The organism is Roseovarius gaetbuli (genome assembly GCF_900172365.1).
GTDB classification, from domain to species: domain Bacteria; phylum Pseudomonadota; class Alphaproteobacteria; order Rhodobacterales; family Rhodobacteraceae; genus Roseovarius; species Roseovarius gaetbuli.
The window spans coordinates 62,040-84,385 of the sequence record NZ_FWFJ01000006.1 but is presented as its reverse complement, the minus strand read 5'-3'; the positions used below and the strand labels follow the sequence as shown (position 1 = coordinate 84,385).

At 62.2% G+C, this 22,346-nt stretch carries 20 protein-coding genes; 12 read left to right on the top strand and 8 right to left on the bottom strand.

The window, feature by feature from the left end:
• Positions 1-2: 2 nt before the first annotated feature.
• The 3 genes from hrpB to ROG8370_RS04905 all read left to right on the top strand — a co-directional run bounded on the left by hrpB (position 3) and on the right by ROG8370_RS04905 (position 4,602).
• Positions 3-2,477: an ATP-dependent helicase HrpB gene (gene hrpB / locus ROG8370_RS04915; RefSeq protein ID WP_370738323.1), complete on the top strand. Its 2,475-nt coding sequence runs from the start codon at positions 3-5 to the stop codon at positions 2,475-2,477.
• A 96-nt stretch (positions 2,478-2,573) separates the two neighbouring features.
• Positions 2,574-3,032, top strand: coding sequence for an NUDIX hydrolase (locus ROG8370_RS04910; protein WP_085825955.1), 459 nt, complete (start codon positions 2,574-2,576; stop codon positions 3,030-3,032).
• A 91-nt stretch (positions 3,033-3,123) separates the two neighbouring features.
• A complete protein-coding gene (locus ROG8370_RS04905; RefSeq protein WP_085826000.1) occupies positions 3,124-4,602 on the top strand; it encodes an inorganic phosphate transporter in 1,479 nt (492 codons plus the stop codon).
• Positions 4,603-4,799: 197 nt separating this feature from the next.
• On the opposite strand, the gene ROG8370_RS04900 is transcribed toward ROG8370_RS04905, so the two are convergent.
• Genes ROG8370_RS04900 through ROG8370_RS04885 form a run of 4 tightly spaced genes read right to left on the bottom strand, consistent with a single transcriptional unit; the run spans position 4,800 to position 7,455 of the window.
• Positions 4,800-5,831: a MaoC family dehydratase gene (locus tag ROG8370_RS04900; protein ID WP_085825954.1), complete on the bottom strand. Its 1,032-nt coding sequence runs from the start codon at positions 5,829-5,831 to the stop codon at positions 4,800-4,802.
• 2 nt (positions 5,832-5,833) lie between these two features.
• Positions 5,834-6,037 carry a DUF1737 domain-containing protein gene (locus ROG8370_RS04895; protein WP_085825953.1) on the bottom strand — a complete coding sequence of 68 codons (204 nt, stop codon included), beginning with the start codon at positions 6,035-6,037 and terminating at the stop codon, positions 5,834-5,836.
• Between the two features lie 5 nt (positions 6,038-6,042).
• On the bottom strand, positions 6,043-6,588 hold the full coding sequence (locus ROG8370_RS04890; RefSeq protein WP_085825952.1) for an NnrU family protein: 546 nt from the start codon (positions 6,586-6,588) through the stop codon (positions 6,043-6,045).
• A gap of 6 nt (positions 6,589-6,594) precedes the next feature.
• Entirely contained in the window at positions 6,595-7,455 is an 861-nt protein-coding gene (locus ROG8370_RS04885) for an HpcH/HpaI aldolase/citrate lyase family protein (protein ID WP_085825951.1), read from the bottom strand.
• A 217-nt stretch (positions 7,456-7,672) separates the two neighbouring features.
• Between ROG8370_RS04885 and ROG8370_RS04880 the strand changes: the two genes are divergently transcribed.
• Complete coding sequence (locus ROG8370_RS04880; RefSeq protein ID WP_085825950.1) at positions 7,673-7,981, top strand: hypothetical protein; 309 nt, start codon at positions 7,673-7,675, stop codon at positions 7,979-7,981.
• Here ROG8370_RS04880 and ROG8370_RS04875 read toward each other — a convergent pair.
• Positions 7,978-8,733: a sulfite exporter TauE/SafE family protein gene (locus tag ROG8370_RS04875; RefSeq protein WP_085825949.1), complete on the bottom strand. Its 756-nt coding sequence runs from the start codon at positions 8,731-8,733 to the stop codon at positions 7,978-7,980. The two genes, ROG8370_RS04880 and ROG8370_RS04875, sit on opposite strands and share 4 nt — an antisense overlap.
• Before the next feature lie 153 nt (positions 8,734-8,886).
• Here ROG8370_RS04875 and mdh point away from each other — a divergent pair, with 153 nt between their 5' ends.
• From mdh to lpdA, 7 genes are all read left to right on the top strand, one after another.
• Positions 8,887-9,849, top strand: a complete 963-nt coding sequence (gene mdh, locus ROG8370_RS04870; RefSeq protein WP_085825948.1) for a malate dehydrogenase — start codon at positions 8,887-8,889, stop codon at positions 9,847-9,849.
• A gap of 222 nt (positions 9,850-10,071) precedes the next feature.
• A complete protein-coding gene (gene sucC / locus ROG8370_RS04865) occupies positions 10,072-11,265 on the top strand; it encodes an ADP-forming succinate--CoA ligase subunit beta (RefSeq protein WP_085825947.1) in 1,194 nt (397 codons plus the stop codon).
• Between the two features lie 61 nt (positions 11,266-11,326).
• Entirely contained in the window at positions 11,327-12,208 is an 882-nt protein-coding gene (gene sucD / locus ROG8370_RS04860; RefSeq protein ID WP_085825946.1) for a succinate--CoA ligase subunit alpha, read from the top strand.
• A 79-nt stretch (positions 12,209-12,287) separates the two neighbouring features.
• Positions 12,288-15,248 (top strand): 2-oxoglutarate dehydrogenase E1 component, encoded by a 2,961-nt coding sequence (locus ROG8370_RS04855; RefSeq protein WP_085825945.1) that lies wholly within the window; start codon positions 12,288-12,290, stop codon positions 15,246-15,248.
• Positions 15,249-15,251: 3 nt separating this feature from the next.
• The gene (gene odhB, locus ROG8370_RS04850; RefSeq protein WP_085825944.1) at positions 15,252-16,769 is read left to right on the top strand and encodes a 2-oxoglutarate dehydrogenase complex dihydrolipoyllysine-residue succinyltransferase; all 1,518 of its coding nucleotides are present in this window, start codon (positions 15,252-15,254) and stop codon (positions 16,767-16,769) included.
• Between the two features lie 75 nt (positions 16,770-16,844).
• Positions 16,845-17,240: an MAPEG family protein gene (locus tag ROG8370_RS04845; protein ID WP_085825943.1), complete on the top strand. Its 396-nt coding sequence runs from the start codon at positions 16,845-16,847 to the stop codon at positions 17,238-17,240.
• A gap of 94 nt (positions 17,241-17,334) precedes the next feature.
• Positions 17,335-18,723 carry a dihydrolipoyl dehydrogenase gene (lpdA, locus tag ROG8370_RS04840; protein ID WP_085825942.1) on the top strand — a complete coding sequence of 463 codons (1,389 nt, stop codon included), beginning with the start codon at positions 17,335-17,337 and terminating at the stop codon, positions 18,721-18,723.
• Between the two features lie 151 nt (positions 18,724-18,874).
• On the opposite strand, the gene ROG8370_RS04835 is transcribed toward lpdA, so the two are convergent.
• Genes ROG8370_RS04835 through ROG8370_RS04825 form a run of 3 tightly spaced genes read right to left on the bottom strand, consistent with a single transcriptional unit; the run spans position 18,875 to position 21,191 of the window.
• Positions 18,875-19,615, bottom strand: a complete 741-nt coding sequence (locus ROG8370_RS04835; protein WP_085825941.1) for a lysophospholipid acyltransferase family protein — start codon at positions 19,613-19,615, stop codon at positions 18,875-18,877.
• Positions 19,612-20,517, bottom strand: a complete 906-nt coding sequence (locus ROG8370_RS04830; protein ID WP_085825940.1) for a cell division protein FtsX — start codon at positions 20,515-20,517, stop codon at positions 19,612-19,614. The genes ROG8370_RS04835 and ROG8370_RS04830 overlap by 4 nt, the downstream gene beginning before the upstream one ends.
• Positions 20,514-21,191, bottom strand: coding sequence for a cell division ATP-binding protein FtsE (locus ROG8370_RS04825; protein ID WP_085825999.1), 678 nt, complete (start codon positions 21,189-21,191; stop codon positions 20,514-20,516). The genes ROG8370_RS04830 and ROG8370_RS04825 overlap by 4 nt, the downstream gene beginning before the upstream one ends.
• 162 nt (positions 21,192-21,353) lie before the next feature.
• Between ROG8370_RS04825 and ROG8370_RS04820 the strand changes: the two genes are divergently transcribed.
• Positions 21,354-22,328, top strand: coding sequence for a zinc-ribbon domain-containing protein (locus tag ROG8370_RS04820; protein ID WP_085825939.1), 975 nt, complete (start codon positions 21,354-21,356; stop codon positions 22,326-22,328).
• Positions 22,329-22,346: the final 18 nt, after the last annotated feature.

The window sequence follows — 22,346 nt, the reverse complement described above, 5'->3', positions numbered from 1 at the left end:
CGATGGCCGATAAGACGGGAATGACGCCCCTATTGCCCATTCATGATGCGATTGCCCCGCTGCTTGATGCCCTGCGGGGGCGTGGGCGCGCGGTGTTGCAGGCGCCGCCGGGGGCTGGGAAAACCACAGTCGTGCCGCTCGAAATCTTGCGTGCAGGTCTGACCACCGGGCGGATTCTCATGCTGGAACCACGCCGCCTTGCCGCGCGGGCCGCCGCCGAGCGCATGGCACAGACCTTGGGCGAACACCCCGGCGAGACCGTCGGCTATCGCATTCGGGGCGAGGCCAAAGTATCGCCCCAAACCCGGATCGAGGTGGTCACCGAGGGCATTCTGACCCGGATGATTCAATCCGACGCAGAGCTTTCGGGCGTCGGCGTGGTGATCTTTGACGAATTTCACGAACGCTCGCTCAACGCCGATCTCGGGCTGGCGCTTTGCCTTGAGGTGGCGGGCGCGCTGCGCGACGATCTGCTGCTTGTGGCGATGTCGGCGACGCTTGACGCCGAGCCGGTGGCGGAACTGATGGGCGATGTGCCGGTGATCACCTCCGAAGGGCGCAGCTATCCGGTGGAAACCCGATGGCTTGACCGGCCCTTGCCAAAAGGCAAACGCTTTGAAGAGGCGCTTGCCGACCTTGTGGCGCGGGCCGCGGGCGAGACCACCGGCGGCATTCTGGTGTTTTTGCCCGGCGAGGGCGAAATTCGCCGCCTTGAGGGTCGGCTCAAGGGCCGCCTGCCGCCCGATTGCAATATCCGCCCGCTGTTCGGGGCGATGGATTTTGCCGCGCAACGGGCCGCGATTGCCCCGGCGTCGCAGGGCCGCAAGGTGGTACTCGCCACCGCGATTGCCGAAACCTCGCTTACCATTCAGGATATCCGCGTGGTCGTGGATGGCGGACGCTCGCGGCGGGCGCGCTTCGATCCCGGATCGGGCATGTCGCGGCTGGTGACCGAAGCGGTCACGCGCGCCGAGGCGACCCAACGCATGGGGCGCGCCGGGCGCGTGGCCGAGGGCACCTGTTACCGGCTCTGGACCAAGGGCGAAGAAGGCGCATTGCGGCCCTTTCCCCCGGCCGATATCGAGGCCGCCGACCTGAGTGCTCTCGCGCTTGAGCTTGCCCTTTGGGGCGCCGGGCCAGACGACCTGCCGTTTCTGACGCCGCCCAATCCCGCCAGCTTTGGCGAAGCGCAGGCGCTTTTGCAGATGCTTGGCGCGCTTGATGCACAGGGGCGCATCACCGATCATGGCCGCACCCTTGCGGCCCTGCCGTTGCACCCGCGCCTGGCGCATATGCTTGCGATTGCCGGGCCCGACGCGGCGCCGATGGCCGCCCTGCTGGCCGACCGCGACCCGCTGGCGCGCGGCGCACCGGTGGATTTGACCTTGCGGCTGGCGGCCATTCGCGATTTCCAAGGCTTCTGCGAACGCTCGCCGCATGTCGCCAATCGCGGGACAGTCGAGCGGATCAAGACCGAGGCCAGGCGCCTTGCCCGCCAAGCGAGGCGCGCACCCAAGAGCGCGATGAGCGACGCCGAAATGGCCGCGCTTGCCTATCCTGATCGCATCGGGCTGCGGCGCAAGGGCGATCAGCCGCGCTATGTGCTTTCGGGCGGCAAGGGCGCGATCCTGCCCGAGGATGACACGCTGGCCACGGCCCGGTTGATCATCGCCACCGACCTTGATGGCGACCCGCGCGAGGCCCGCATCCGTCAGGCGATCCAGATCACCGAGGGCGAAATTCGCGCGCTTTACGCCGATCAGATCGCCTGGCGCGATGTTTGCGACTGGTCAAGGCGCGAGCGCCGGGTGATCGCCCGGCAACAGGAATGTCTCGCTGCCCTGGTGCTTGACGACCGCCACTGGAAAGACGCCCCGCCAGAGGCCATCGCCCGCGCCATGCTGGACGGGGTGCGCGATCTCGGGCTGAACTGGTCCGCCCCTGCGCGCCGCTTCGTGGCGCGGGTATCGCTGATGCGCGACGCGGGCGAGGATTTGCCGGATATGACCGACGCCGCCCTCCTCGACAGTCTGGAAGAGTGGCTTTTACCCTTTCTCAAGGGGGTCAAGACCGCGCAGGACTGGAAACGCTTCGAGATGCTCGAGGCCCTGCGCGCGCGGCTCAGCTGGGACCAGATGCAGGCGCTTGACCGCTCCGTTCCCGGCGCCTTCACCACCCCGCTGGGGCGCAAAATCCCGATTGATTACAGCGGCGAGCACCCGGAAATCGCGCTGCGCCTGCAAGAGATGTTCGGCCAGACCAGCCACCCGATGGTCGGACGCACGCCCTTGCGGGTCACGCTTTTGTCGCCGGGGCACAAGCCCGTCCAGACCACGATGGATATTCCCGGTTTCTGGGCCAATTCCTACGCCGACGTGCGCAAGGACATGCGCGGACGTTATCCCAAACACCCCTGGCCCGAGGACCCGACCGAGGCCGATCCGACCCTGCGCGCCAAGCCGCGCAAACCCCGGTGACACGCCTCTAAACACAGGTGCGAATTGTAATATTCCAAAATCACATTATATTAGCGCGATAATAAAAAGAAAAACACGAGCAGGTCAGACGTAAACATGACAGACGGATTTAGAAAAACATGGGCCGAACTGGTCCAGCCATTGTTGCGCCGCCCGCGTCGGCTTCAGGTCGCCGCGCTATGCTATCGCGACAACAACCCCGGCCGCGAGGTGCTTTTGATCACCAGCCGCGGCACTGGTCGCTGGATCGTGCCAAAGGGGTGGCCGATCGACGGGTTGAACGCAATCGAGGCCGCCTTGCAGGAGGCCTGGGAAGAGGCCGGCGTCAGAGCCTTTGCCCACACCGCCGAGGCCGTTGGCAGCTTTGAGTACGAAAAATGGATCGACGCGGGCTATGAAACCCCGGTCGAGGCGCATGTGTTCAAGGTCAAGGTCGATGAACTTGAGGATACCTATCCCGAAGTCGGCGAGCGCAAACGTCAGTGGTTCAGCCCCGCAGAGGCCGCCAATCTTGTGAACGAGCCGGGTTTGCGCGACATCCTGCGCCAAATCTGACCTTAATCCGCGCCTCTCAGACAAAAGTCGGTTGAAACGAAGGGCCACCCCCGGTACCCGCTTTATGAGCGCGTAGAATCCGGGGATGATCATGGCCGATAAATTAGACAGCAAACACTGGACCACCCTTGACCGCGACCTCGGGCGGATTTCTCAGGTCGAATATGCGGCGGCTTATGTCTCGCGACCACTGGTAGGACCGGGCATAGCGCTTGCCTTCATGGTCTTGGCCGGCCTTGCCGCCGCTTTGTTTTTTCAGGCCTCTCCGGTCAACATGATCGTCATCGCGGCTGCGGTGATCGGTGCCTATATGGCGATCAATATTGGCGCCAATGACGTCGCCAACAACATGGGCCCTGCGGTTGGCGCGAATGCGCTGACCATGGGTGGGGCGATCATCATCGCCGCCATCTTCGAAAGCGCAGGCGCGCTCTTGGCCGGCGGCGACGTGGTATCGACGATTTCCAAGGGCATCATTGATCCCTCGGGCATGGCCGAAATCCAAACCTTCATCTGGGCGATGATGGCCGCGCTTTTGAGTGCCGCTTTGTGGGTCAACCTTGCCACCAAGGTCGGCGCGCCGGTCTCGACCACCCATTCGGTGGTGGGCGGTGTGATGGGCGCGGGCATTGCCGCCGCCGGCTTTGCCGCCGTCAATTGGCCGACGATGGGCGCGATCGCCGCCAGCTGGGTGATTTCCCCGGTGCTGGGCGGGGTGATTGCCGCCGCGTTTCTGGCGCTGATCAAAAGCCGCATCATCTATCAGGACGACAAGATCGCCGCCGCGCGCAAATGGGTGCCCATCCTGGTCGCCATCATGGCCGCCGCCTTTTCAAGCTATCTTGCGCTCAAGGGCTTCAAGAAGCTCATCAAGATCGACATGCAGACGGCCCTGCTCATCGGCCTCGTGCTGGGCATGGCGACCTATTTCATCACCCGCCCGATGATCCGCCGCCAGTCCGAGGGCCTTGAAAACCGCAACAAGTCGGTGAAGGTTCTGTTCGGCCTGCCGCTGGTGTTTTCCGCCGCGATGCTGTCGTTTGCCCATGGCGCCAACGACGTGGCCAATGCTGTGGGGCCGCTGGCCGCCATCGTCCACGCCGCCGAGGCCGGGGATTTCGCCAGCAAAGTGGCCATCCCGATGTGGGTCATGGTGATCGGCGCCTTTGGCATCTCGTTCGGCCTGTTCCTGTTTGGCCCGAAACTTATCCGCATGGTCGGAAGCCAGATCACCAAGCTCAACCCGATGCGCGCCTATTGCGTGGCGCTTTCCGCAGCGATCACGGTGATCGTGGCAAGCTGGCTTGGCCTTCCGGTCAGCTCGACCCACATCGCCGTAGGCGGTGTCTTTGGTGTCGGGTTTTTCCGCGAATGGCACATGGAAAATCGCCGCCGCAAGAACATGCCCGTCGCCCCCAAGGTCAAGATCGCCGCCGAAGAACGCCGCCGCCGCAAGCTTGTGCGCCGCAGCCACTTCATGACGATCATCGCGGCCTGGGTGATCACGGTGCCCGCCGCCGCGCTGATGTCTGCGGTGATCTTCTATATCCTCAACAGCCTGAGCGCCTAGAGCATGTCGCATGTTCGAGACGCTCTAAGGCCTAGCTGCGTCTTTGACGTCTGCCCTTGAGGCGCTCATGCGCCTCGGGGTGCCGTCGTGAGGCGAGCTGAAGCAAATCAGAGGCACGACCGGATGCATGTGCCCGCCACTCTGTTCAACCGGACAGGCGCGAGAGACACACAAACCGCGTGTCTGGGCAATCGCGATCAGAGCGGGATAAGCGCCCAGTAATCCAGATCAAGCATCACATGCGGCAGGTACTTGCCATCCTCGCCCTTGAGCGTGAACGGCTCGCCGCCCTTGGTCGCCACCAGCCGCAGGCGCAGCGCGCCGACGCCCGGCGCGGAGGTCTCGGCCTTGTCGATCACCTCGGACCAGGCCTTGATCGTATCGCCGGAGTAACAGGGATTGGCATGCGCCCCGGCATTGAGCCCGACCACCATCTGTGCATTTGCCAGACCGTTGAACGACAGGGTGCGCGCCATCGAAATCACATGCCCACCATAGATAAGACGGCGCCCATCAGGCCGCGAGCCCACATCGAAATGCACCTTGGCCGTGTTCTGCCAGAGGCGGGTGGCGATCATATGCTCGGCCTCTTCGACGGTGACGCCATCGACATGGTCGATTTGTTCGCCCACCGCGTAATCGCCCCAGCGATGCCGCTCGCCCGCAAGGTCAAAATCATAGCTGGTGAAATCAAGGCCCTCGGGGATCGTGAGATCCTTGGCGCTCAGAGCGGGCGCAAGATCGGGGATCACCGTTTCGGGCGCGGGCGCGTCAAGATCGCCTTTGCGCACCATCACCCAGCGCACATAGTCGATCACCACCTCGTCGCGCTGATTGATGCCTTTGGTGCGCACATAAACCACGCCCGACTTGCCGTTCGAATTCTGCTTGAGCCCGATCACGGTCGAGGAGGCACTAAGCGTATCACCGGGATAGACCGGCAGCCGCCAGCGCCCTTCGGCGTAGCCAAGATTGGCCAGCGCATTGAGCGAGATATCCGGCACCGTCTTGCCAAAGATCAGATGAAAGGCCGCCAGATCGTCAATCGGGCTAGCAGGCAGACCAGAGGCGCGGGCAAATTCATCCGAGGAATAAAGCGCATGACGCGCCGGATAAAGCGCGTGGTAAAGTGCGCGTTCGCCCCCAGACACTGTGCGCGGCACGGCATGCTGGATGGTTTCGCCTAGGGTGTAATCCTCGAAAAACCGGCCCGGATTGGTCTTTGCCATGCTTACTGCTCTCCTAGCTTGATGTCGGGCGTATAGGTGCCCTCGGTCTCTTTCACCACCGCCTGACCACAGCGCATGACGCCCTTGGCGTGGTCATAGGCATAGGTCGGATCGCCCTGCAGCACCCAGCCCTTGTTCAGCGCTTGGGTGACCTTGTGGCAAAACTCCGACGTGTCATCGGCCGAGAGAAAACGATAGAGCTTCATAAGCTTCACCCCGGAAACGGCCGCACGCCAAGCCACATGTGAATGCCCGCAATCACGACGAACATGACCAGCGTGATGATCACCAGGATGATATCCTTTTTCGCCGGGCCCGGCGCGGGGCGATCCCAATCCTGCGAGCGGTTGATTACGATCACCTCAAGCACCGCCCAGATCAGCATGCCGCCGAACAGGACAACCGAGGCCAGATCGCCATTGACCAGCAGGTGCGCCACCGCCCAGATCTTGACCGCCGTCAGCTGCGGATGGCGCATGCGACCGCGCAAGCGGCCCGTCGTCGCGCTCATCCCGTAGACGAACACCGCCACCAGCATCAAAAGGTTGTTGACATGCACCGCCCATGTCGGCGGGTACCACAGGTTGACGACCTCGGCCTGTTTATACCCAAGGATCATCAGGCCAAGACCGGCCAGAATGCCAAACGCAACCACGGCCTTGCCGACATTGCCCATCTGCGCCCGAAGATCGGGGGCCACACGTTTGAAAAGATGCGCCGCCACCCAGAGGGCGAGACCAAGGATCAGATAAATCATCGCAGGTTACTCCGCTGCCATTTCCGCAATTGCCTGCGCCTTGGCCTGGATACGCTGCGCTGCCACAACATGCAGGTTCTCGACGATCTGCCCGTCGACAACCGCGATCCCCTGACCCGAGGCGCGGCTTTCTTCATAGGCGGCGATCTGGCGCGCGGCCAGTTCAATCTCGGAATTGGTCGGGGCAAAGGCGGTATTGGCAATCTCGACCTGCGCCGGGTGGATCAGGGTCTTGCCGTCAAACCCAAGATCGCGGCCCTGCTCGCATTCCGCCTTGAGGCCATCGCCGTCACGGAACCGGTTGTAAACCCCGTCCACCGCAACGATACGCGCGGCGCGCGCCGCCATCACGATCATCTGCAACGCCATCATAAGCGGAAGACGATCCGCGCGGGCGCGACAGCCAAGATCCTTGGTCAGATCATTGGTCCCCGCCACAAGCCCGGCCACCTGCGCGTGCGACGCGATTTCGCGGGCGTTGAACACGCTTACCGGGGTTTCCATCATCGTCCAGATCGGCAGGTCGCTGCCAATCACATCCGACAGGTTGTCGATGTCAGACGATGTATTGACCTTGGGCAACAGGATCGCATCCGCTCCCGCATCGCGCAGCGCGCGGGCATCTTCCAGCCCCCATTCGGTGGTCAGCGCGTTGATGCGCACAATCTTGGAGCGTTTGCCATAGCCGCCCTGGCGCAGCGCCGCGACAAGAAGGTGGCGCGCCTCGGCCTTGGCATCGGGGGCAACGGCATCCTCAAGATCAAAGATGATGGCGTCGGTGGGAAGGCTTCGGGCCTTGTCCAACGCGCGCTCTTTCGAGCCGGGAATGTAAAGCACCGAACGGTAGGGGTGCATGCTGCTGTCCATGGATCTGCCCTCGCGTGGATTCTATTTTGTAATAATCTTGCGCAGGAATGGCATTTTTCGGTGGAAATGTTCAAGCACTTTATCGCCGCATTGCAGCAATTGATCACTTTTCACCCCGTAAAAGGCCTCGGTGCGCTCCATTAACCATCTTTTCACGCCTGAGTCGGCATCCTTCAGCTGTGACGGCAGGGACCACACCACAGGAAAGGCTATGACGATGATCAAACGATTGCTGACAGGCGCCACTGCGGCCCTGATGCTGTTGACCGGCCCGGCGCTTGCGCAAGCCGCGAACTGTGCCCCGCGTGACGCCGTTGTCGAACGGCTGGCAAGTTCTTACGGAGAAACCCGGCAATCCATGGGGCTTGGCGCCAATAATGCCGTGATCGAGGTCTTCGCCTCGGACAAATCCGGCAGTTGGACGATCACCGTGACCGGCACCAATGGCATCACCTGCCTTGTCGCCAGCGGTCAGGCCTTCGAGGCGATGGCAGAGAGCCTGCCCGCCCTTGGCAATGACGCCTAGCTTAGACCGTCCCAGACAAGTTTGACCCCGGTCACGACCAGCAGGATATAGGTGATGGCGAAAAACACGCGCTCCGGCACCCGCCGGTGCGCGCGCACGCCGATCCAGGCCCCCAAAAGCGCGAAGGGCGCCAGCGCCAGAGCAAACAGCAGCGTGTCGCGGGTGAACAGGCCCAGCATCGCATAGGGCACCGCCTTGGCCATGTTGAGCGCCCAGAAGACAAGCACCGTCGTCGCCTGATAGCGGGTTTTGTCAAGACCGCGCGACAAGAGGTACACGGCGGCCGGTGGCCCGCCGGCATGGCTGACAAAGCTGGTGAATCCGGCGACCATCCCGGCCAGCGCCCCGCCCCAAACCGGCATCGGCCTTGTTGAGCGGCGCCGGAGACCGGCCCGCATGGCAAGCTGCCAGAGCACGAAGCCAATCGCGATTCCCCCGATCAACAGCCGCAACACATCCGCATCGGTGCGTTGAAGCAGAACCACCCCAAGCGCGACCCCCGGCAGCCCACCGACCACAAGCAGCGCCGCATCGCGACCGCTCCATTGCCGCCAGTAGGCGCGCAAACTGGCCAGATCAATCAACATCAGGATTGGCAGCATGAGCCCGAGCGCTACGCCGGGCGAAATCACGATCGCCAGAATCGCCGCCCCCGCAAACGCCGCACCAGAGCCGAATCCACCCTTGGAAATACCCGCGAAAAGCGCCGCAAAGACACCAATCGCAAAGACTTCAAGCCCCATGGTCTGCATCCCGTAAATCCCTCTGCCACAAACACTTTAGCCACCCGGAGGCCGGTGCGACACCCCGGACATCCCTTTTTGCCGCGTTGCAGCACCCTTGCCAGCGACAGAAAATAGGACTAGGCCCAAGCGCAACTTTTCAACCGACTGGAGATACATCCGATGGCCAGACCCAAGATTGCGCTTATTGGCGCCGGACAGATCGGCGGCACCCTCGCCCATCTCGCCGCGCTTAAAGAACTGGGCGATATCGTTCTGTTCGACATTGCCGAAGGCACCCCCGAAGGCAAAGCGCTCGACATCGCCGAATCCGGCCCCTCGGAAGGGTTCGACGCAACCCTCAGCGGCACCCAATCCTACGCCGATATCGCAGGCGCCGATGTCTGCATCGTCACCGCCGGTGTCGCCCGCAAGCCGGGCATGAGCCGCGATGACCTTCTGGGGATCAACCTCAAGGTCATGAAATCGGTTGGCGAAGGCATTGCCGCCCACGCGCCGAACGCATTCGTCATCTGCATCACCAACCCGCTTGATGCGATGGTCTGGGCGCTGCGCGAATTCTCGGGTCTGCCGCATGAGAAAGTCTGCGGCATGGCCGGTGTTCTGGACAGCGCACGCTTCCGTCACTTCCTCTCGCTGGAATTCGGCGTGTCGATGCGCGATGTCACCGCCTTTGTGCTTGGTGGGCATGGCGACACCATGGTGCCGCTGGCGCGCTATTCGACCGTTGGTGGCATTCCGCTGCCGGATCTGGTCGATATGGGCTGGACCACACAGGACAAGCTGGATGCCATCATTCAGCGCACCCGCGATGGCGGCGCAGAGATCGTTGGCCTGCTGAAAACCGGTTCGGCGTTCTACGCCCCGGCGACCAGTGCCATTGAAATGGCCGAGGCCTATCTGAAAGACCAAAAGCGCGTTCTGCCCTGTGCCGCCTATGTGGACGGTGCCTTTGGCCTGAACGGCTTTTACGTTGGCGTTCCCACCGTGATCGGTGCGGGCGGCATCGAAAAAGTTATCGACATCAACATGAACAAAGACGAGCAGGCAATGTTCGACAAATCGGTTGATGCGGTCAAAGGTCTGGTCAAGGCGTGCAAGGAAATCGACCCCTCGCTGGCCTGATCGCCATAAACCACAGTATCGAACGGGGCCGGATCACATCCGGCCCCGATTCTTTTTGGCCTCTGCGGTCGGTCCAATCCGGATTTGTGATCACACGTTTTAATCCTGTGATCACAAATCCGGAAAAATTGCCGAAAAAGCTGCAATTCGGAAGAAACCGTTTAATACGCCCTTAAATATATGCCTATACCTGTTCCAATCGTAGCAAAACGGGACAATTTCATGAATATCCATGAGTATCAGGCGAAAGCACTGCTTCGCTCTTACGGCGCCCCGGTGTCGGACGGCCGCGTGGTTCTGCGCGCAGAAGAAGCCAAAACCGCCGCAGGCGCCCTTGACGGCCCGCTTTGGGTTGTCAAAGCCCAGATCCACGCAGGTGGCCGTGGCAAAGGTAAATTCAAAGAGGCCGGCGCCGGCGAAGCAGGCGGTGTGCGCCTTGCCAAATCCGTCGAGGAAGCCGCCGAAGAAGCCAAGCGCATGCTCGGCCGCACCCTTGTGACCAAACAGACCGGCCCCGCCGGCAAGCAGGTCAACCGCATCTACATCGAAGACGGCTCGGGCATCGAGACCGAGATGTACCTCGCGCTTCTGGTTGATCGCGTCACAAGCCGCGTGTCCTTCGTCTGCTCGACCGAGGGCGGCATGGACATCGAGGAAGTCGCCGAGGCGACCCCCGAAAAGATCCTCAGCTTTAGCGTTGATCCCGCGACCGGCTATCAGGCCTTTCACGGCCGCCGCATCGCCTTCAACCTTGGCCTGACCGGCGCACAGATCAAACAGTGCGTCGCGCTGATGGGCATGCTCTACAAGGCCTTCGTCGAAAAAGACATGGAGATGCTGGAAATCAACCCGCTGATCGTGACCGACAAGGGCGATCTCAAGGTGCTTGATGCCAAGGTAAGCTTTGATGGCAACGCGACCTATCGCCATGCCGACATCGCCGAACTGCGCGACACCACCGAAGAGGACCCCAAGGAACTTGAGGCCTCCAAATACGACCTCAACTATATCGCCCTCGATGGCGAAATCGGTTGCATGGTGAATGGTGCCGGTCTTGCGATGGCGACCATGGACATCATCAAGCTTTACGGGGCCGAGCCGGCCAACTTCCTTGATGTGGGGGGTGGCGCGACCAAGGAAAAGGTCACCGAGGCGTTCAAGATCATCACCTCTGATCCGCAGGTCAAAGGCATCCTGGTCAACATCTTCGGTGGCATCATGCGCTGTGACGTGATCGCCGAGGGCGTGATTGCCGCGGTGAAAGAAGTGGGCCTCAAGGTGCCGCTGGTGGTACGTCTCGAAGGCACCAACGTCGAAAAAGGCAAAGAGATCATTTCGACCTCTGGCCTCGACGTGATTGCCGCCGATGACCTCAAGGATGGCGCCCAGAAGATCGTGAAAGCCGTCAAAGGCTGATCCCGTAGGGTGCGCATTCATGGCGCACCTTCCCCACGAATTATTTAAGGAGAACGCCAAAATGGCAGTCCTCGTAAACGAAAACACCAAGGTGATCTGTCAGGGCCTCACCGGCTCGCAGGGCACATTCCACTCCGAACAGGCGATCGCCTATGGCACCAAGATGGTCGGCGGCGTGACCCCCGGCAAGGGTGGCAGCACCCATCTTGACCTGCCGGTCTTCAACTCGGTCCATGAGGCCAAGCATGTGACCGAGGCCAACGCCTCTGTTATCTACGTGCCGCCGCCCTTTGCCGCCGATTCGATCCTCGAGGCGATCGACGCCGAAATGGAGCTTATCGTTTGCATCACCGAAGGCATCCCGGTGCTTGACATGATGCGCGTCAAGCGCGCGCTGGAAGGCAGCAAAAGCCGCCTGATCGGGCCCAACTGCCCCGGTATCATCACGCCTGACGCCTGCAAGATCGGCATCATGCCCGGCCACATCCACAAACGCGGCAGCGTCGGTGTTGTGTCGCGCTCGGGCACGCTGACCTATGAGGCGGTCAAACAGACCACCGATGTGGGCCTTGGCCAATCGACCTGCGTCGGCATCGGCGGCGACCCGATCAAGGGCACCGAGCATATCGACGTGCTTGAATGGTTCCTGGCCGATGACGAGACCCAGTCGATCATCATGATCGGCGAAATCGGCGGCTCCGCCGAAGAAGAAGCCGCACAGTTCCTCGCTGACGAGAAAAAGCGCGGCCGCTGGAAACCGACCGCTGGTTTCATCGCTGGCCGCACCGCTCCTCCGGGCCGTCGCATGGGCCATGCCGGTGCCATCGTGGCGGGCGGCAAAGGCGGCGCAGATGACAAGATCGAGGCCATGAAAGCCGCCGGTATCGTCGTCGCCGAAAGCCCCGCAGGTCTCGGCGAAGCCGTGCTTGAGGCGATTGGCTAAGACCCTTCGGCGCGTCCCGGCATCATGACCGGGGCGCGCCCTACCACATCCGGGCGCGCGCCTTCAGGGAGAACCAGAGATGACCGATCAATCCTCCAACGACCAGTTCCATGCCTCAAGCTTCATGCAGGGGCATAATGCCGAATATCTCGAACAGCTTTACGCGCGCTATGCCAATGACCCGAATGCGGTCGATGAGGCGTGGAAGACGTTTTTCGACCAATTGGGCGACGGTGAGGATGATGTCCGGGCCGAGGCCGCTGGCCCGTCATGGGCGCGTGCCGATTGGCCGCCTGTGCCCAACGACGACCTGACCAGCGCGCTGACCGGCGAATATCCCGCCGCACCAGAGGCCAAGGATGCCGGCAAGAAGATCGCCGCCAAAGCCGGTGAAAAGGGCATCAAGCTTACCGATGAAGACGTCAAACGCGCCGTGCTTGATTCTGTGCGCGCCCTCATGCTGATCCGCGCCTATCGCATCCGTGGCCATCTCGCCGCCGATCTTGATCCGCTCGGCCTGCGCGAACAGTCGACCCGCCCAGAGCTTGACCCCAAATCCTACGGCTTCACCGAAACCGACATGGATCGCCCGATCTTTATCGACAACGTGCTTGGCCTTCAGATCGCATCAATGCGCGAAATCCTTGCCATCGTGCGGCGCACCTATTGCGGCACCTTCGCGCTTCAATACATGCATATCTCTGACCCCGAACAAGCCGCCTGGCTCAAAGAGCGGATCGAGGGGTATGACAAGGAAATCACCTTTACCCGCGAGGGCCGCAAGGCGATCCTCAACAAGCTGGTCGAGGCCGAAGGGTTCGAGAAATACCTGCACGTCAAATACATGGGCACCAAGCGCTTTGGTCTGGATGGCGGCGAAAGCCTTATTCCCGCGATGGAGCAGATCATCAAGCGCGGCGGCCAGCTTGGCGTGCGCGACATCGTGATCGGCATGCCCCACCGGGGCCGCCTGTCGGTGCTCGCCAACGTGATGAGCAAACCCTATCGCGCGATTTTCAACGAATTCCAGGGCGGCAGCTTCAAGCCCGAAGAGGTCGACGGCTCGGGCGATGTGAAATACCACCTCGGTGCGTCAAGCGACCGTGAATTCGACGGCAACAAGGTTCACCTGTCGCTGACCGCGAACCCAAGCCACCTTGAGGCGGTAAACCCCGTCGTTCTTGGCAAGGTCCGCGCCAAGCAGGATCAGCTTGGCGATACCGACCGCACACGTGTGCTGCCGATCCTGCTGCACGGTGATGCGGCCTTTGCCGGCCAGGGCGTCATCGCCGAGGGCTTTGGCCTGTCGGGTCTCAAGGGGCACAAGACCGGCGGCACCATGCATGTGGTCGTCAACAACCAGATCGGCTTTACCACCGCGCCGCATTTCTCGCGCTCATCGCCCTATCCCACCGATATCGCGCTGATGGTCGAGGCGCCGATTTTCCACGTCAACGGCGATGATCCCGAGGCCTGCGTTCACGCCGCCCGCGTCGCCACCGAATTCCGCCAGAAGTTCCACAAGGACGTCGTGATCGACCTGATCTGTTATCGCCGCTTTGGCCATAACGAAGGCGACGAGCCGATGTTCACCAACCCGGTGATGTACAAGAAGATCAAAAAGCAAAAGACAACTCTTTCGCTTTATACAGAGCGGCTTGTGAAAGACGGCCTGATCCCCGAGGGCGAGATCGAAGATATGAAGACCGCCTTTCAATCCCATCTCGCGGATGAATTCGAGGCAGGCAAGGAATACCGCCCCAACAAGGCTGACTGGCTTGACGGGAAATGGTCCGATCTTGCCGCCCATCGCGGCAAATACGAGCGCGGCGAAACCTCTATTTCGCCCGAAACCATGGCCGAGGTCGGTCGCGCGCTAAGCACCGCTCCCAACGACTTTCCGCTGCACAAAACCGTGGAACGCCTGCTTGACGCCAAGGCCAAGATGTTTGAGACGGGCGTCGGGTTTGACTGGGCCACCGCCGAGGCATTGGCCTTTGGCTCGCTGATGACCGAAGGCTTCCCCGTGCGTCTTTCGGGCCAGGATTGCACCCGCGGCACCTTTAGCCAGCGCCATTCCGGCCTGATCAATCAGGACAACGAAGAGCGTTACTATCCGCTCAACAATATCCGCGAGGGGCAGGCGCAATACGAAGTCATCGACTCGATGCTGTCGGAATACGCCGTGCTGGGCTTTGAATATGGCTATAGCCTTGCCGAGCCGAACGCCCTGACCCTCTGGGAGGCGCAGTTTGGCGATTTCGCCAACGGCGCCCAGATCATGTTCGATCAGTTCATCTCGTCCGGCGAGAGCAAATGGCTGCGCATGTCCGGCCTCGTCTGCCTCTTGCCGCATGGCTATGAAGGGCAAGGGCCCGAACACTCTTCGGCGCGTCTTGAGCGGTTCCTGACCATGTGCGGCGGCGACAACTGGATCGTGGCCAATTGCACCACGCCGGCAAACTATTTCCACATCCTGCGCCGCCAGATGCACCGCACCTTCCGCAAGCCGCTTATCATGATGACGCCGAAATCGCTTTTGCGTCACAAGATGGCCGTCAGCAAGACCGAGGAATTCACCACCGGGTCAAGCTTTCACCGGGTTCTGTGGGATGATGCGCAATACGGAAATTCCGAGACCAAGCTTGTGGCCGACAAAAAGATCAAGCGCGTCGTCATGTGCTCGGGCAAGGTCTACTTCGACCTTCTGGAAGAGCGCGACGCACGCGGCATAGACGATGTCTACCTGATGCGCATCGAACAGTTTTATCCGTTCCCTGCAATGTCGCTGGTCAAGGAACTCGAACGTTTCAAGGGCGCCGAAATGGTCTGGTGCCAGGAAGAGCCCAAGAACCAGGGCGCCTGGTCGTTTATCGAGCCCAATATCGAATGGGTGCTGACCCGGATCAAGGCCAAGCACTCTCGCCCCGCCTATGCCGGTCGCCCGGCCGCCGCTTCGCCGGCCACGGGCCTCGCAAAAATGCATAAAGAACAACAAGAAGCGCTGGTCGATGCCGCGCTGACCATCGAAGGGAAATAACCCATGACAACCGAAGTCCGCGTCCCCACGCTTGGCGAATCCGTGACCGAGGCCACCGTGGCCACCTGGTTCAAGAAACCCGGCGATCCTGTCGCCGCAGATGAAATGCTCTGCGAGCTGGAAACCGACAAGGTCACCGTCGAAGTGCCCGCCCCCGCCGCCGGCACCATGGGCGAGATCGTCGCGAAAGAGGGCGAGACCGTCGGCGTCGACGCGCTTTTGGCGACGATCACCGAAGGCGAGGCCAAAAGCGCGCCCTCAAAGGCCGAGAAAGCCGAGAAGCCCGCGTCAAGCGCCCCCGCCTCTGGCGGTGCAAGCGTTGATGTGATGGTGCCCACCCTTGGCGAATCCGTCTCCGAGGCCACCGTTTCGACCTGGTTCAAGAAGGTCGGTGATAGCGTCGAGGCCGATGAGATGCTCTGCGAGCTGGAAACCGACAAGGTCTCGGTCGAAGTGCCCGCCCCCGCCGCCGGCGTCCTGACCGAAATCCTCGCCAATGAGGGCGACACCGTTCAGGCCGGCGGCAAGCTTGCCCTGCTGTCCTCGGGCGAGGGCGCCGAACAAAAGGCACAGGTCAGCGAACCCACCAAAAGCTCTGGTGGCGAACAATACACCACGCCTCCTGCGGGCCGTGACGTCGAAGACGCGCCGTCGGCCAAAAAGGCGATGGCCGAAGCCAGCATCAGCCGCGATCAGGTCACCGGCACCGGCCGCGACGGCCGCATCATGAAAGAAGACGTCGCAAAAGCCGCAAGCGCTCCCTCCTCTGCCCCGGCCCCCGCGGCCGCCGCACCGCGCGCGCCCTCGCCGGCCGAGGACGCTTCGCGCGAGGAACGCGTGAAAATGACCCGCCTGCGCCAGACCATCGCGCGCCGCCTCAAGGAAAGCCAGAACACCGCCGCCATGCTCACCACCTATAATGAGGTGGACATGACCGGGGTGATGACCCTGCGCAACGAATACAAGGACGAGTTTTACAAGAAACACGGCGTCAAACTTGGCTTCATGTCGTTCTTCACCAAGGCCTGCTGTCACGCCCTGCGTGAGGTCCCTGAGGTGAACGCCGAAATCGACGGCACCGATGTGGTCTATAAGAACTTCGTCCACATGGGCATCGCCGCCGGCACGCCAACCGGTCTTGTGGTGCCGGTGATCCGCGACGCCGACCAGATGAGCTTTGCCGATATCGAAAAGGCCATTTCTGAGAAAGGCGCCCGCGCCCGTGATGGCAAGCTTTCGATGGCCGAAATGCAGGGTGGCACCTTCACCATCTCGAACGGTGGCGTCTACGGCTCGCTGATGTCCTCGCCGATCCTGAACCCGCCGCAATCCGGTATCCTCGGCATGCACAAGATCCAGGACCGCCCGATGGCAATCAACGGCCAGGTGGTGATCCGCCCGATGATGTATCTCGCGCTCAGCTATGACCACCGCATCGTCGACGGCAAAGGCGCCGTGACCTTCCTCGTGCGCGTCAAAGACGCGCTCGAAGATCCGCGCCGGTTGCTGATGGACCTCTAAGGGAATGGTGGGTTGCACCCACCCTGCGTGCAGCTTTGCGCGCAGGGTGGGTGGCGACCGACCGCATATCCGCACATGACACCCGAACTCACCGCCCTCACTCTCGCCGCGCTGCTGCAAGTGGTCCAGTTCATCCTCTTCGCGATTCCCGCGAACCTTGAACTTGGCCCCGGCTATACCAGCTCCGCGCGCGACCGCGCGCCCTCGCGGGAGCTCTCGGTCAAGACCGCGCGCCTGCAACGCGCGCTCAACAACCACTTCGAAGGGCTGACCCTCTTCACCATCGCCTGCGGGGTGATCACCCTCTCGAACGGCTCCAGCCCCTTCACTGCCGCCTGTGCCTTCACCTATCTCGGCGCCCGCATCCTCTATATCCCGGCCTATTACCTTGGCCTGCACCCCTGGCGCTCGCTGATCTGGGCCGTGGGGTTCTTCGCGACCACACTGATGCTTCTGGCCGCGCTCTTATGATCTTCTTCTTGGCCAAAATACTCCGGGGTGAATGGCCCGGAACGGGCCAGAGGGGCAGCGCCCCCAACGACTCCTGCAACGAAAAGGATACCCAATGGCAAACTATGACGTGATCATCATCGGCGCAGGCCCCGGCGGCTATGTCGCCGCCATCCGCTGTGCGCAACTGGGCCTGAAAACCGCCGTGGTCGAGGGCCGCGACACCCTTGGTGGCACCTGCCTCAACGTCGGCTGCATCCCCTCCAAGGCCCTGCTCCACGCCAGCCATATGCTGCACGAGGCCGAGCACAACTTTGCCGCCATGGGCCTCAAGGGCAAATCCCCCTCGGTCGACTGGAAACAGATGCTCTCCTACAAGGATGACGTCATCGGCCAGAACACCAAGGGCATCGAATTCCTGTTCAAGAAGAACAAGATCGACTGGCTCAAGGGCTGGGGCTCGATCCCTGAAGCGGGCCGCGTCAAGGTCGGCGACGACGTGCACGAGGCCAAGAACATCATCATCGCCTCCGGCTCCGTGCCCTCGTCCCTGCCCGGTGTCGAGGTTGATGAGAAAATCGTCGTCACCTCGACCGGCGCGCTTGAGCTTGGCAAAATTCCGAAATCTCTGGTGGTGATCGGTGCCGGCGTGATCGGCCTAGAAATGGGTTCGGTCTATGCCCGCCTCGGCGCGCAGGTCACGGTGGTCGAATACCTTGACGCGATCACCCCCGGCATGGACGCCGAAGTACAGAAAACCTTCCAGCGCATGCTGAAAAAGCAAGGGCTAAACTTTGTCATGGGCGCCGCCGTGCAATCGGTCGAGACGCTCAAGACCAAGGCCAAGGTCACCTACAAGCTGCGCAAGACCGGCAAGGAAGAAACCATCGACGCCGATATCGTGCTTCTGGCCACCGGGCGCAAACCCTATACCGACGGGCTTGGCCTTGCCGATCTTGGCGTCGAGATGACCGATCGCGGCCAGATCAAGACCGACGACCACTGGCAGACAAGCGTCAAGGGCATCTATGCCATCGGCGACGCGATCACCGGCCCGATGCTGGCCCATAAGGCCGAGGACGAAGGCATGGCCTGCGCCGAGGTTCTGGCGGGCAAACATGGCCACGTCAACTATGGCGTCATCCCCGGCGTGATCTACACCCACCCCGAGGTCGCCAATGTCGGCGAGACCGAACAGACCCTGAAAGAGGCCGGTCGCGCCTATAAGGTCGGCAAATTCTCGTTCATGGGCAATGGTCGCGCCAAGGCTGTCTTTGCCGGAGACGGCTTTGTGAAAATCCTGGCGGACAAGGAAACCGATCGCATTTTGGGGGCGCATATCATCGGGCCTGCTGCGGGTGACCTGATCCACGAGATCTGCGTTGCTATGGAATTCGGCGCAAGCGCGCAGGATCTGGCCCTCACCTGCCACGCCCACCCGACCTATTCCGAGGCCGTGCGCGAAGCGGCCCTGGCTTGCGGCGACGGGGCCATCCACGCGTAACGGCGGCGGGCAACGCGCCCTTGCCGCAGGCAGTAATCTCGCCACAAAAAAGGGTGGCTGACCTCGGGTCTGCCGCCTTTCACCTGCGCGGCAGGTCGCTCAAATGATAGAGAAAACGGCGTAGTGGAATCGCCGGATGCCGCCCCCGGTCTCAGGTGCGTCGATCAACCGGAAATCCCGCCTCCTGCAACAACGCATCAGAGGCGGTTTCAACCTCCTCCTCAAGACGCGCCATAAAGGCTTCTTTGCCAAGGCCCGCATCAATCGGCTCTAGAAACTCGACCACGGCCACGCCCGGCTTGCGGTAAATCCCGCGCTTTGGCCAGAACACCCCGACATTGGTCGCCGCAGGCACGCAGGTGACGCCCATCTGTTCATAAAGCACGCCGACGCCAATCTTGTAGGGCGCCTTCACACCGGGGGCGACGCGGGTGCCCTGGGCGTAAATGATCAACTGTCCGGGCTTTTGAGCGCCGCGCGCCACATCCTGAGCCATCTTCTTGATCGCCGCCCCACGTTTGCCGCGATTGACCGCAACACAGCCGATCCGCATGCCGTAAAGCCCGACCACCGGCGTCCAGAGGATTTCGCGCTTCATGATAAAGCGCCCCGCCGGAAGCTCGGCGTAGATCAGCAGGATATCGAGAAACGACTGATGCTTGGAGGCAATAAGAACCTGCCCCTCGGGCGGCGTGCCGCGCACTTCGGTGCGCAAGCCAATCATCCAGCGCGCGGTCCAGCGCACCCAGAGACAATAGGCCTTACAGCCCCGCACCGCACCCTTGCGGCTAACAATGGCACCGGGCATGTACAGAAGCCCGATCACCGGCAGCATCACATACATCTGCCCGACAAAAACCAGCGACCGCAGCCATTGCACCGCATATCTCATGGCATATCCTTTAGCGTTTTATGGGCCGCCATTCGGGTGGCGAAAAACGCCACCATCGCCGCCAGTGGCGGGATCACAAGCGGCCAGAGCCAATGCCAGCCCTGAAACCCAAGCCCGGTGAGGAACCCGCCCTCGGCCTCGGCGCCGGGCAAGATAAGAACCGCCAGACAGCCAAGCACCACCCCAAGCGCCGCGCCACCAAGTGCGCGCAGGGTAAAGCGGCGCACAAAGGCGCGGGCAATGAAGGTGTCGCGCGCGCCCACAAGGCGCAGCACGCCGATCAACTGACTATTGGCCGCAAGCGCCGCATTGGCCGCAAGCGTGATCATCGCCGCCACCGCCGCACCGATCAGCACAAGCGACAGCCAGCCAAGAAGGCGAAGACGTTCGGCCGCGCGCACCAGCGGGCGCCGCCAGCGGGTGTGATCATCCAAAACCGCACCGGGCACCTCGGCCGCAAGCCGCAGGCGCAGGCCCTCGGCGTCAAACCCGGCCCCCTCCTCGACCACCTCGATAAGCTGCGGGATCGGGAGCGTGTCAATCGGAAGGTCCGGCCCGAACCAGGGCGCCAAAAGCGCGGCCTCTTCCTCGGAACTGAGCGCGCGCGCACTGGCCACGCCGGCAGTGGTCTCAAGCAGGCGGAGCGCGGCCTCGGTCTGTGCGGCCATCTGCCCCTCGGGCGCGGAAATCCGGATGGTCGAGCTGCGCGCAAGCTCATTTCCCCACCGATCCGCAAGCCGCCCGGTGGCCAGCGACAGCGCCAGAGCGAAAACCGCCAGAAACCCCATTGCCGCCGCGCTGAACAGGGTCAGCCAGGCGGTAAAGCCGGTCGGCGGAACCACCCGGTCAGCCTGAGCATCGGCCAGCAGGAATTCGGTCACGGGCGACAGCTCAATCTTCACAGATCAGCCCCCGCCAAATGCAAACGCCGCGAGGCAATCCGCAAGACCCGCGCCTGAACCTGGCTTTTGGCCGCCCGGATCAGCGCAAGGTCATGGGTGGCGATCATGATGGTCTTGCCCATGTGGTTCAGCTCGATCAACAGGCGCAACAGGCGCTGCGACATTTCCCAATCGACATTGCCGGTTGGCTCGTCGGCCAGCACCACGTCCGGCGACATGATCACCGCGCGCGCAAGAGCGGCCCGCTGGCGTTCACCGCCCGACAATTCCGGCGGCAGGGCCCCGGCGCGTTCGCGCAGGCCAACCCAGCCGGTAAGTTCCTTGAGGTTTGCCCCCTCGTTCAACAGATCACGCCCCGAGACCATCAAGGGCAGGGCGATATTGTCTGACACGCTCAGGTGATCGAGAAACTTGCAATCCTGGTGCACCACTCCGATCCGTCGCCGCGCCATGGCGATATCGTCGCGCTCCATCGTGCGCCGGTCCTGCCCGAAAAGCCGCACCTGCCCAGAGGTCGGTACAAGCGCGCCGTAGCACAGCTTTAACAGCGTGGTTTTACCGGCGCCCGACGGCCCGGTCAGAAAGTGAAACGATCCGGGGCTCAGACTTAGCGACAGATCGCTAAGCAATTCACCCCCGCCATAGCTATAGGCCACGTTTTCAAGCTCGATCACGGCCGTCCCCTTCATGCATACAGCCCCTAAATGCCTCAGAGGTCACATATGTGCAATGATCCTTGCGGTGAATTCCTTTGCTCTTTTCCCAAGGCGAAGAACAGCCTATGGTATAGGATAATGATAGGAGCCGGTTAACGGCGGCAGGATACAGGTGGCAAAATGCGGCTGATTTGTCCGAATTGCGGGGCGCAATACGAAGTTCCCGATGAGGTCATCCCGACAGGTGGACGGGATGTGCAATGTTCCAATTGTGGTGACACATGGTTTCAGAACCATCTGAAGAGCGGCGCGCCCTCCGACGATGATGAACAGGATGCGCCGCGCGAGTGGGAAAAGCCCGAGACCGCACCCGCGCGCTCAGAGCCCGCCGCCGAGCAAGAACCAACACCCGAAGAGCCCGTCACCGCCGCCAATGAACGAGACCAAGAGGAGTCGGGCCAAGTCGAGTCGGGCCAAGACGGGCCAGACCAAGACGCGCCCGACGAGGATGAGCCGAGCGCCGAGAGCGAAGAGGCCGCCGAGGCCCCGCCGCCGCCAACCCGCCGCTCGGTTGATCCCGGTGTCGCCGATATCCTGCGCCAAGAGGCCGCGCATGAACAACAGGTCCGCGCCAGCGAAAGCGCGGGTGGCCTTGAAACACAGCCCGACCTTGGCCTGACAGAGCCCCCCACGGCCCCGGACGAGCGCAGCCAACAGGCCCGCGCCCGGATGGAACGCTTGCGCGGCGAGGCCCCCGCCCCCGATGGCGTGACCTCGGACGAGACCGATGATCACCCCGACATTGACCCCTCGTCGCGGCGCAATCTTTTGCCCGATATCGAGGAAATCAATTCGTCGCTTACCTCGGTCAATGATCACGATGAACCGACGGCCGCCCCGATGCCGGATGGCCTCCCCCTGCCCAAGCGGCGCAGCGGGTTTCGCACCGGTTTCCGGCTCTCATTGCTGCTTTTTGTGCTTGGCACTCTAGCATATGCCTTCGCCCCGCAGATCGCCGCGATGCTCCCCGCCGCCGAGGCGCCGCTCGATGCTTTTGTCACTGCGGTGAATGGGCTCCGGCTTGGGCTGAATGATCTGATCGGCTCTGTCACCGGATGGCTCTCGGATATGGGCGCCCCTGCCAGCGGCGGATAATCCGGGGATTGCGAAGGG